The sequence below is a fragment of the Microbulbifer sp. SE14 genome (genome assembly GCF_059834885.1).
Genome location: NZ_JCBAJA010000054.1, coordinates 1 through 10,968, shown reverse-complemented (window position 1 = coordinate 10,968; position 10,968 = coordinate 1). Strand labels below are relative to the sequence as shown.

10 protein-coding genes and 4 tRNA genes are annotated in these 10,968 nt (G+C 64.9%); 13 read left to right on the top strand and 1 reads right to left on the bottom strand.

Annotation, left to right across the window (positions count from 1 at the left end; all coding sequences use genetic code 11):
- The first annotated feature begins 674 nt into the window (after positions 1-674).
- Positions 675-1,577 (top strand): aldo/keto reductase, encoded by a 903-nt coding sequence (locus AC6R19_RS22390; RefSeq protein ID WP_500582092.1) that lies wholly within the window; start codon positions 675-677, stop codon positions 1,575-1,577.
- Positions 1,578-1,726: 149 nt separating this feature from the next.
- On the opposite strand, the gene AC6R19_RS22385 is transcribed toward AC6R19_RS22390, so the two are convergent.
- On the bottom strand, positions 1,727-2,680 hold the full coding sequence (locus tag AC6R19_RS22385; protein WP_500582091.1) for a hypothetical protein: 954 nt from the start codon (positions 2,678-2,680) through the stop codon (positions 1,727-1,729).
- 231 nt (positions 2,681-2,911) lie between these two features.
- Here AC6R19_RS22385 and AC6R19_RS22380 point away from each other — a divergent pair, with 231 nt between their 5' ends.
- The 12 genes from AC6R19_RS22380 to AC6R19_RS22325 form a co-directional block, all read left to right on the top strand.
- Entirely contained in the window at positions 2,912-4,288 is a 1,377-nt protein-coding gene (locus AC6R19_RS22380; RefSeq protein ID WP_500582090.1) for an alpha/beta fold hydrolase, read from the top strand.
- The gene (locus AC6R19_RS22375; protein WP_500582089.1) at positions 4,285-5,037 is read left to right on the top strand and encodes an ABC transporter ATP-binding protein; all 753 of its coding nucleotides are present in this window, start codon (positions 4,285-4,287) and stop codon (positions 5,035-5,037) included. Before AC6R19_RS22380 ends, AC6R19_RS22375 begins: the two co-directional genes overlap by 4 nt.
- A gap of 5 nt (positions 5,038-5,042) precedes the next feature.
- Positions 5,043-6,224, top strand: coding sequence for an ABC transporter permease (locus tag AC6R19_RS22370; RefSeq protein WP_500582088.1), 1,182 nt, complete (start codon positions 5,043-5,045; stop codon positions 6,222-6,224).
- 3 nt (positions 6,225-6,227) lie between these two features.
- Positions 6,228-7,364 (top strand): alanine racemase, encoded by a 1,137-nt coding sequence (alr, locus tag AC6R19_RS22365; RefSeq protein ID WP_500582087.1) that lies wholly within the window; start codon positions 6,228-6,230, stop codon positions 7,362-7,364.
- Between the two features lie 2 nt (positions 7,365-7,366).
- A complete protein-coding gene (gene birA / locus AC6R19_RS22360) occupies positions 7,367-8,371 on the top strand; it encodes a bifunctional biotin--[acetyl-CoA-carboxylase] ligase/biotin operon repressor BirA (protein WP_500582086.1) in 1,005 nt (334 codons plus the stop codon).
- Positions 8,368-9,105 carry a type III pantothenate kinase gene (locus AC6R19_RS22355; protein ID WP_500582085.1) on the top strand — a complete coding sequence of 246 codons (738 nt, stop codon included), beginning with the start codon at positions 8,368-8,370 and terminating at the stop codon, positions 9,103-9,105. Before birA ends, AC6R19_RS22355 begins: the two co-directional genes overlap by 4 nt.
- A 46-nt stretch (positions 9,106-9,151) precedes the next feature.
- Complete coding sequence (locus AC6R19_RS22350; RefSeq protein WP_500582084.1) at positions 9,152-9,853, top strand: SPOR domain-containing protein; 702 nt, start codon at positions 9,152-9,154, stop codon at positions 9,851-9,853.
- Positions 9,854-10,098: 245 nt separating this feature from the next.
- Positions 10,099-10,174 (top strand) — tRNA-Thr (locus AC6R19_RS22345).
- A gap of 108 nt (positions 10,175-10,282) precedes the next feature.
- Positions 10,283-10,366: transfer RNA gene (locus AC6R19_RS22340), tRNA-Tyr, on the top strand.
- Between the two features lie 94 nt (positions 10,367-10,460).
- Positions 10,461-10,534, top strand: a tRNA-Gly gene (locus tag AC6R19_RS22335).
- Positions 10,535-10,657: 123 nt separating this feature from the next.
- Positions 10,658-10,732 (top strand) — tRNA-Thr (locus AC6R19_RS22330).
- 126 nt (positions 10,733-10,858) lie between these two features.
- The coding region (locus tag AC6R19_RS22325; RefSeq protein WP_211218377.1) for a GTP-binding protein at positions 10,859-10,968 on the top strand (110 nt) is incomplete at its 3' end.

Sequence of the window (10,968 nt, the reverse complement as noted above, 5' to 3'; positions counted from 1 at the left end):
GAGAGTAGGTCATCGTCAGGCTTCTAAATAAAGAAAGGGCCACCCAAACGGGTGGCCCTTTTTTTTGTTTAGAAGCCTGGCGACGACTTGGTGCCGAACACCTTTGTGACAAATCGGCGGGACTGCCGATTTGGACAGCCGAAGGCTGCCCGAAGGAGCTGCGGCACATGGATACCCAAAGCCCGCCGATACCACCCCGCCAGATTTAAACTCCGGTCGCGGCCATGGGCCGCTCCTACAAGCTTTTAAAAACCTCTGTCTCTGCAGGAGCGGCCCATGGCCGCGATAGCAGTGGAATGCCTGCACTCCAGCCGAATACTTGCTTGTGCCACAGAAATCCCCGATAAACAGCCCGAAACTTGGCCGCTGTTTTTTTATGCGCCCGGCGCAGATCGCACAACCACGGGCCTCAGCCGCGATATCCCAGAGTTATACACAGCTCTATCCATGTATTCTGTTAGTAACGAAAATGTCATCCGAAAAGTTCGCGGGCGGATTTTGAGCGGTGTTTTTTTACACGCCCGACGCCCACCGGCATGAATTCGTGGTTTGGAACACCTATCCCATAGTTATGCACAGCTCTGTCCATGTATTCTGTTAGTAACAAAGGTGTCACTGAAGCATTGGCAACGGCAGCTGACACCAAAAGCCTATTCAACAACAAGTCTATTGATATGCAACGAATCCAATCTTCCCTGGACCACACCTTTTCCATGTCGCGCATCGCCATGGGCCTCTGGCGCCTCGCGGACTGGAAGTACACGCCGCTGCAGACGCTGGAGTTACTCGAGGAGCTGCTCCAGATAGGCGTCACCACGTTTGACCTGGCGGATATTTACGGCGATTACCGCTGCGAGCAGCTGTTCGGCGAGGTACTGAAGCTGAAACCCGAACTGCGTGGGGAAATGGAGATTGTCTCCAAGTGCGGCATTAAATTGGTGGGTGGCAATAACAGCTATGCCCTGAACCACTACGACAGCAGCGCCGCTCACGTTACATTCGCCGCCGAGTCGAGCCTGAAAAACATGGGCATAGACCGGCTGGATCTGCTGTTGATACACCGCCCCGATCCGCTGATGGATGCCGAAGAGCTGGCCGGTGCCCTGGACAGGCTGGTGGCCGACGGAAAGGTCCGCGCAATCGGCGTCTCCAACTTCCTGCCGCACCAGGTGCAGCTGCTGCAGTCGCGCCTGTCGGCACCGCTCGTGGTTAACCAGATAGAGGTGTCGCTGCTGCACAGCGCGCCCCTGTTTGACGGCCAGCTGGACTACTGTCAGCGCGAGCGGGTGATTCCCATGGCCTGGTCGCCCTTCGCCGGCGGCGAGCTGTTTACCGGTGGCGCAGAGGCGGCCCGGCGCGTACAGGCCTGCCTGGAGGCGCTGTCGAGGGAATTGGACATGGAGCCTCAGCAACTGGCCCTGGCGTGGCTGCTGAAGCACCCGGCGAAGATAGTGCCGGTGTTGGGCAGTGGCAGGATCGCGCGGCTGCGCAGCGGGGTTGCCACCCTGGAGAGGGAACTGCCGCGGCAGGCCTGGTTCCGCCTGCTGCGCGCCGCTCGCGGCAGGGATGTGGATTGAGTGGCATTAGTTAAGCGTGCGGCCGGCACAATGCAAGGTTCTGCTGCTGGTGGCCGTCCGGGAAATATTTGCCGATGAAGCTTCTTCCCGGACGGCCACCAATAGCGGGGCCGAATCGGAGCCCCGACCTAGTGGCATCCGGATGTAGATCAACGCTCGTAGGCGTTGTCCGGCATCAGGTCGTAGTTCTCCTCGCCCAAGTCGAACTCTTCCAGCGGGGCGAGTTGTGCGGGCACTGCATAGTGGCGCAGCGGCTGGCCGTCGCGCCAGTCCATCACATTCAGCTCTTCCCCCTGCACACCGTGCAGCAGGGTTTCGAATTCGGTGACCGCGGCGGTGATCAGGGACTGGTACTCCAGCTTGTCGCCGAGTTTGATAAAGCGGAATTCCTCTCCGGCCTGCTCGATACGCAGCCAAGTGGCGCCGCGCTTCTTGCCCGCTTCGCCGATTACCAGCGGGCCCTGCTGGTCGCGGAAGAGTGGTGCCAGTTCAATGCGGCTGTCCAGTTCCATCGGAGCGCCCACCCAGACCCAGCCCGACAGGCCGATACGGCTAAGCTGCCACTCGCTCAGCCAGACGGTCTGTTCGTCGTCTATGCGGAACTCACTGTACTCGCGTTGGCCGGGGCGGTTGTCGAAATTGATCTCGGCGTTGGGGTTTTCCTTACGGAAACTGTGCAGTTGCTGGGTCATCTCGTAATTGACTTCCCAGTGCTTCTTCAGCCGCCACTGGATCGGGTACTGCCCCCACTCGACGATGTACTCCTCCCGCTCGCGCACTGTCTGTGCCACGCGCCAGAAGGCGCCGTCGATCAGGATACAGGTGTCCCCAAGCCTGCTGCCGGGGGCGATGATACTGCACTCGGGTGAGGCCTCGGAGGCGTTGACCACATGTTCACCGCGGCCCTCGATCACCTCGTACCAGGGGAAGCCGTGGCGCAGGGGCGGGGGAAAGGCCAGCGGCGGGCGCCCGGCCAGCAGGCGGCGGAAGAGCACTGATTTTTCTATTTCCAGGTCCGACAGGGTATAGCCTTCCTTGTGGGTAATCTGACCCCAGGCAAAGGCGGCGCGGATTAATTGTTTTTCTCGATCTGAAAAGCTCATGGATGCAAGCAAAGCCGGAGTGCGAAGCGAAACCTTACCACTGCGCGACCGGCCGCGCTAATGCTATCGGTGGTGGGGTGGTGGCGGTGACGACACAGCAGACAAAAGTTCGATAGACTGGCGCTCTTTCCATGGTTCGTAAGTTAAGAGAGAGATTTGCTCGTGGTATGGATGCGACGGCTGCTGCTGGGGGCCGCTTTATCAGTTGGATTTGGACCGCCGGGGTCCGTGGTGGCCGGGGATGAGCCCGCCTACAAGCGCTGCTACCTGGATGGTTGGAGTGATTCATTGCGCTGTTATCAGTTGGCCGTTGGCGAAGGCGCTGCCGGGAGTGCGCTGGCGGTGACGGTGGCGCCAGCGGTCAACGACCGCGGCCGCGAGCCCCTCTACCTGCTCGCCGGCGGACCGGGCCAGGCGGCGAGTGACCTGGCGCCGCTGCTGAATGCCTTCCGCAAGATCAACCGCGAGCGCGCCATCGTGATGGTGGATCGCCGCGGCGCCGGCCGGTCCGGCGCCTTTCACTGCGGCTTCGAACGCGAGATGCCGGCGGACCTGCAGCAGTTTTCCCGGCAACTGGCGGACTGCTACCTGCAGCGCGCCGACTTTGCCGAGTCCCTCAGCAGTCGCCAGACGGTCGAGGACCTGGAATGGGTGCGGCGCACTCTCGGCCACGACCGCATCGCCCTCTGGGGCGGCTCCTGGGGTACGCGCACGGCGCTGCTCTACCAGCAGTGGTATCCCCAATCCCTGAGCGCGCTGGTGCTGGACGCCGTGGCGCCGATCGGTACCAAGGTGTTCCTGACCGCGACCGCTGCCGAGCGCGCCCTGCGCCGGCTGCAGGAGGACTGCGCGCGCGATCCGGTGTGCGCCGGCTTCGGCGACTGGAAGAGTGAACTCGACAGGCTGCTGGACAGCTGGGGTGGGGAAGAGGCGGTGAATTTCCCCGACCCGCTGACCGGCGGCCCGGTTTCCGATCCCTTGCAGCGCTGGGTGCTGGCGAACGCCATCCGCGGGGCCCTCTACGATCCGGCCGCCGCTGCGCAGATACCCTATGCGGTACACCAGGCGGGCCGCGGCAACTATCTGCCCCTGTCCGGCCTCACCGGCCTGTTCCAGGATCAGGTCGATACCATGGCCATGGGACTGACCTTCTCCGTGGCCTGTGCCGAGGAACTGAATCGCATCAGCGCGGAAGAGGTGGCCGTCGACAGCGCGAACTCCTTCCTCGGCTCGGCCTTCTTCGACCTGTTTGCGAGCGGCTGCAAGGCCTGGCCAGTGAAGGCCAAGCCCTACGGCACGCCCGAGCCGCGGGAGCAGCCGGTACTGCTGATTTCCGGCGAGGCGGATCCGATCACGCCGCCCTACTACGCCGAGCAGCAGCTGGACTACCTGTCCAACAAACAGCACCTGGTGGTGGCGGGCGGTGGCCATATCAATTCCCGCCGCGGCTGCATCCCGGACCTGATAGCGCGCTTCCTGGATGAGCCCCTGGAACCGCTGGACCAGCGCTGCGTGAGGGAAATCCGGCGGCCGCCGTTTATGGCCGATGCCTTCGGCCCGGCGCTGGGTATAGACACAGGTTCCGCGCAGCGGGGAGCTCGACAATGATCGCCGTGGAGTCCGTCAGCAAGCAGTTTGCCGGCCGCCGGGTGCTGGAGGGCCTGAGCTTTTCCGTACCCGACGGCCGCATCACCGCCCTGCTCGGTGCCAACGGCGCCGGCAAGACCACCTGCCTGCGCATCATCACCGGCCTGCTGCGGGCGGACGCGGGGCGGGTGGAGCTGGGCGGTGTCGACGTGGCCCGGGACCCGATGGCGGCGCGGCGGCAGTTGGGTGTGGTCGGCGACCGCGAGGGGCTCTACGAGCGGCTGACTGTCGCGGAATATTTGTCGCTGTTCGCCAGTGTGCAGGGACTGTCCGGGAAAGGGCTCGAACGCGCCCTGCAGTCGGTGCGCGAGGAACTGGAACTGGACGATTTATGGCACCGCCGCACCCGCGGTTTCTCCCAGGGCGAACGCATGAAAGTCTCCCTGGCACGGGCGCTGGTGCACAGCCCCCGGCACCTGATTCTGGACGAGCCCACCAGGGGGTTGGATGTGCTGGCGGCGCGGCTGCTGCGCAGGACCCTGCTGCGCCTGCGCGAGCGGGGAACCACCATATTGTTTTCCAGCCATGTGATGTCGGAAGTCTCCGAGCTGTCGGACCGGGTGCTGGTCATGGCCGGCGGGCGCCTCGTCGGCGGCGGTTCGCCGTCGGAGCTGATGGCGCACACCGGCTGTGAAAACCTGGAAGACAGCTTTGTCGCCTTGGCTTATGGCACTGCCGCCGACAGGGAAAGAGAGAAGGAGCCGGCGTGATGCTGATGGATAGGTTATTCTCGTCGCAGATGTCGGCATTGCTCCGCAAGGAACTGCTGGAGACCTGGCGCGACAGGCGTGCCCTGTGGATGGCGATCTGCTTCTCGCTGATGTTTCCGGTGATGCTGTTTGCGGGCACCACTTTCCTGGTAAAAAAGAGCACCGAGGAGTCCACCCGCCTGGCCCTGCTGGGCGGCGACAGGGTGCCGTTGCTGGAACAGCAGCTGCGCGACGACAACCTGGAAGTGGAGGTGCTGCCGGGGGGGGAGCCGCGGCAACTGATCGCCGACGGCTACGATCTGGTCCTGGTGCTGGAAGAAGATTTTGTCGACGGCTACGAGTCTTTCCGCGTACCGAAGATGTATCTCTATGTGGACAGTGCCTCCACCTCCGCCGGGCGCGCCCAGGGGCGCCTGCAGGAGCGCCTCGGCAGGCTGCAACAACTGGTGGTCGGCCAGCGTCTCGTCGCCCGCGGCGTGGCACCGCAGCTGCTGGCGCCCTGGAGTCTGCAGCTGCGCGATGTGAGCACACCGTCCAGCCGCGGTGCCATGATACTGGCGGCGGTGCCGGGACTGTTGATCCTGACCCTGTTTGTCGCCAGTCTCGCCACCTCGGTGGACACTTCCGCGGGGGAGCGCGAGCGCCTCAGCCTGGAGACGCTGCTGCTGCAGCCGTTGCCCGGCTGGCAACTGGTGGTCGCCAAGATACTGGCAGTGGCCAGTATCGGCTGGGTGGGTTCGCTGCTGGCGATAGCCGCGCTGGTGGCGCTGATGCCGGCGATGCCGCTGGCGGAGCTGGGCATCCAGCAGGCCGCCACCGCCGGCTCTGCGATCGCCATGGCCCTGTTGCTGTTGCCGCTGGCGCTGCTGGTGGCGGTGGTGCAGATACTGCTGGCGCTGCGTTCCAATTCATTCAAGGATGCGCAGACCCAACTGAGCATACTGCAGATAGCCCCGGCCATGCTGCTGGTGGTGCTGGACGTGTCCGGGGTCGACCTGGAGAGCGGCTTCTGGCAGCTGGTACCCCTGGTGGCGCAGCAGCAGTGGCTCAAGGCATTGCTGGTGGGGGACTCTGTCTCCCTGCCGCTGGTGCTGGCGGGCTCGCTGGTGTGCCTGCTACTGGTGGGGCTGTCCGTCGCCTTCGGCGTCCGCGCCTTGCGCCGGGAGAGCCTCTTGAATGCGGAATGATGAATGATGAATACGGAATGCAGCGCGGGAGCCGATGCGCGTGAGGGATTGTTGTCGATTGACCTGCAGGCGATAGGGGAAAACTACCAGGGTCTCCGCAACCGCCTGGCCCCCGGCAGCCGCTGTGGCGCCGTGGTCAAGGCGGACGCCTACGGCCTGGGCATGGCGGAGGTGGCGCCGGCACTGCACCGGCGCGGTTGCCGGGATTTCTTCGTCGCCACCCAGGCCGAGGGGGAGAGGCTGCGCAAGCAACTGGGTGAAGATGTCCGCATAGTGGTGCTGACCGGCGTGCGCCCCGGCTGTGAACTGGACTGCGCCCGCGCCGGCCTGCTGCCGACCCTGTTTACCCTGCAGCAGCTGCGCGACTGGGTGGCCATCTGCGACGAAGCGGGCATTGCCGCCCCCTGCGCGGTCAAGATGGATTCCGGCATGACCCGCCTGGGCATGACGCCGGAGGATTTCGAACTGTTGCTCGCAGACCGCGCACTGTTGCGGGCAGCGGATATCCGCCTGCTGCTGAGTCACCTGGCCTGTGCCGACGAGCCGGATCATCCGCAGAACGGGATCCAGCTGCACAATTTCAAAAGCGCCGGCGAGCGATTGCGGGCACTGTGCCCGGAGGTGCGGCTCAGCCTCGCCAACTCGTCGGGCATCTTCCTCGGCGAGGAGTATCACTTCGATATCGCCAGGCCCGGCTCCGCCCTCTACGGCGTCAACCCGGTGCCCGGTGCGCCCAATCCGATGCGCGCGGTGGTGAAACTAAGCCTGCCGATAGTGCAGAAGCGCCATGTCAGCAGCGACTGCGTGGTCGGCTACGGCGCCACCCAGGGGGTGGCGTCGGGCAGTTGGCTGGCGGTGGCGCGCGGCGGCTACGCCGACGGTATACTGCGCGCCCAGGGCGGCCGCGGCTGTGGCTGGGCCTGCGGCCGGCGCCTGCCGATGATCGGGCGGGTGTCGATGGATTCCACCACCTTCGATATCAGCGCCCTGAGCGACGCCGAGCGCGAATCGCTGCAGTCCATTGAGGTGCTGAATGAACAGCTGACAGTGGACGAGGTGGCAGGCTACGCCGGCACCATCGGCTACGAGATACTGACCAGCCTCGGCAAGCGCTACTTTCGCCGCTATTTGAGAAGTTGAAATTGCAAAACCCCAATGTCAAAAGCCCGCTGCGGCAGCTGCGCCCGGTGCTGAACCTGCTCGCCGACGGCGAGGTGCACTCCGGCGAGTCCCTCGGAGCCGCCCTGGGGGTGAGCCGCGCCGCCGTGTGGAAGCAGCTGCAGAAGCTCACGCACTACGGCCTGCGGCTGGAGTCGGTCAAGGGGCGCGGCTACCGCCTGCCCGGCGGCCTGGACCTGCTGTCGGCGGAGACGATTGAGGCCGGGTTGGAGCCCGCAGCCCGCGGGCTGTTGCAGAAGCTGCTCCTGCGCGACGAGGTGGATTCCACCAATGCGCAGCTGCTCGGCCGCCTGGAACAGGGCCGCGGCCACGGCGTGGCCATGTTTGCCGAGCGCCAGATCGCCGGTCGCGGGCGCCGCGGGCGCAGCTGGGTCAGCCCCTTCAGTGGCGGCATCAGCCTGTCCATCGGCTGGCAGTTCAGCGGCGGTGTGCAGCTGCTGGAGGGCTTGAGCCTGGCGGTGGGTGTGGCCCTGGCGCGAGCGCTGGAGGAATTCCAGGTGCCCGATGTGCGCCTCAAGTGGCCCAACGACATCTGGTGTCGCGGGCGCAAGCTGGCCGGCGTGCTGCTGGAGCTCTCCGGTGACCTGACCGACCGCTGTGCGGTGGTGGTGGGCATAGGGCTGAATGTAGGCCTGCGCGGCGACAGCGCCGCCGCCATAGACCAGCCCTGGATAGACCTCAACAGTGTGCGTCCCGGCGTAGACCGCAACCGGCTTGCGGCGGCGATGCTGAACCAGCTGCTGCCGCTGTTGCACAGCTATCCCGAGCGGGGATTCGGCGCCTACCGGGAGGGCTGGCTGGCGCTGGACCAGTTTGCCGGTCGCCCGGTGCGGCTGGTGTCCGCCAGTCGCGACTGGTGCGGTATCGCCGCTGGCGTGGACGAGTCCGGTGCGCTGATCCTGGATATGGACGGCGAGCGCAGGCCGTTTCACGGCGGCGAAGTCTCTCTGCGGGGGGGGGAGGGGTGATTCTGGAGCTGGACCTCGGCAACACCCGTGGCAAGTGGCGGCTGCTGGACGGCAGTGGGATCCCCGCCCGCGGCAGCTTGTCCACCTCCGACCTGTGTCTCGGCAATCTGCCCGCGGAGTGGACGCATCTGCGCCCCCGGCGGGTGCGCGCGGCCAATGTGGCCGGAGTGGCGGTCGCCGAGGCCCTGGCGGCCGGCGTGCGCCGAGTGTTTGATCTACCGGTGGAATTCGCCCGGGTCGAGTCCCGCTGTGCCGGGGTTGCCTGCGGCTACCGCGATACCGGGCGCCTGGGGGTGGACCGCTGGCTGGCGGTGCTCGCCGCCCACGACAAGGACCCCCGCGCCGCGCTGATTGTGGACTGTGGCAGCGCAGTGACCCTGGACTTGCTGGATAATGGTGGCCGTCACCTCGGGGGCTATATAGTGCCGGGGCTCGACCTGATGCACCGGGCGCTGTACCGGGACACGGATGCGGTCAAGGTGGCCCGGGCGCTGGTGCCGGGCATGTCCCTGGCGCCGGGGCGGGATACCATTGACGCGGTCAACCGCGGCCTGCCGCTGATGGTGCTGGGGGCGATGGAGTGCGCCCTGCATGAGCTGCGCCGCGGGGGTGGGTCGAAACCGCTGCTGTGGCTGACCGGTGGTGACGGCCCCCTGTTGTCCTCCCTGTGCGGCAGGCCGCACCAACTGGTGCCGGATCTGGTGCTGGACGGGCTGGCGCTCAGCAATCCCTGAATACATTGCCCTGAACACAAGGCCCTGAATCGATCTGCAAGACCTTATGCGCTGGATAGTTATCGCTCTGCTGCTGGCCAATATCGGCCTCTTCGCCTGGTTCCAGACTGCCGGCCGTCCCGCCGTGGCGCCAGCAGATACCGCTGCGCGGCCGGCGGTGGAGGAGGGGGAGCCGATCCGGCTGGTGCGCGAGGTGCCGCGGGATCAATTGCGGGCCGTTGCTGAACCGGTAAAGCCGAAGCCCCGGGAGCGGAAACCGGAAGCTGCGGAACAGCTGTGTACCCTGCTGGGTCCCTTCGAGGAGGAATACCAGGGCCGGGACATAGTGGAGCGGCTGCAGGCCCTGCAGGTGGAGGCCGGCCTGCGCGAGATAGAGATGCCGGGGCAAATGCGTTATTGGGTCTTCCTGGCCCCGCTCGGATCCAAGCGCGAGGCCTTCAACAAGTTGCGCGAGCTGCAGGCGGCCGGGGTCGACAGCTACGTGATTCCCAAGGGGTCACTGACAAATGGCATCTCCTTCGGCATATTCTCCGAGCTGGAACGCGCCCGGTCCCTGGCGGCGGAGCTGCGGGAGCGCGGTATCGACGCCCGCAGCCGCGAGGAGCCCGAGACCTACCGGGAGCGCTGGATAGTGCTGTCGCCGGGCGCCGCCGAGGGACTGGCGGAGGATTTCTGGGCGCAGTTGCGGCTGGAGTACCCGGACCTGGATCGGCGCCAGAACCTGTGCAGCGAGGTGAGCGGCGAGTGAGTGCTCGCTGCTGAGGCCCGGGCATCCCGCAAGCAATCTTCGTGGCGGCCCTGGCGCCGGTGGCCGTTCGCTCAACAGCCTCATCGGCAAACATTTCCCGAACGGCCACCGGCGCCAGGGCCTTCGCGTCAGAGTTCGGTACACTTTCCCGAGTCCCCAATTTACTGTTGCTTGTCGGCAGAACATCCCCTAGAATCCCGCCTCCACTTACGGAGGCAACTGAAGTTTCCGTGGTGAGGGACAGGGCTGGCGTAGCTCAGTTGGTAGAGCAGCTGACTTGTAATCAGCCGGTCGGGGGTTCGACTCCTCTCGCCAGCTCCATTTTGTCCCGGCGCTGTAGCACTTTAGGTTCCGCAGATAAGTGTGTGAATTTGAAGGAAAAATTGTTGACAGCGCGGCGGCCGGTGTAGAGAATACACGCCGCTTTGAGCAGGGGTTCCCGAGTGGCCAAAGGGATCAGACTGTAAATCTGACGCGCAAGCTTCGGTGGTTCGAATCCACCCCCCTGCACCATATTGAGATGCCGGAAGGTCGCGAGGCCGGAGGGTGTCGAAGGCGGAAGGTGGAGGCCTTTTGCCTGGAGGTTCCCGCATGCGGGCTTGATCCTGCGGGCATAGTTCAATGGTAGAACCTCAGCCTTCCAAGCTGATGATGCGGGTTCGATTCCCGCTGCCCGCTCCATACTGAGTGTGGGGCCAGGTGGGATGAGTCGTTGCCAGGATGCTGGTTGCGGCGAGGTGAGCGGTCGAGATGTCCGCTTGTCGAATCGGCGCCCTCTGGGGTGTTCGAGTTTGGCAGTAGTAAGCTCATGTAGCTCAGGGGTAGAGCACACCCTTGGTAAGGGTGAGGTCGGCGGTTCAAATCCGCCCATGAGCTCCATTTTTTATGGCCGCAGGGGCAGGTGCCTCTGCGGCTATTTGTATCCGGGGTCCGGATTTGTCGGGGATCGGATGCGCCTGTTCTGGACGTAGGTGGCGGTCTGCGCACCTATATTAGGAGGCTGCAATGGCAAAAGAAAAGTTTGAACGTTCCAAGCCCCACGTAAACGTGGGCACCATCGGTCACGTTGACCACGGTAAAACCACCCTGACTGCCGCGCTGACCCGCGTGTGCGC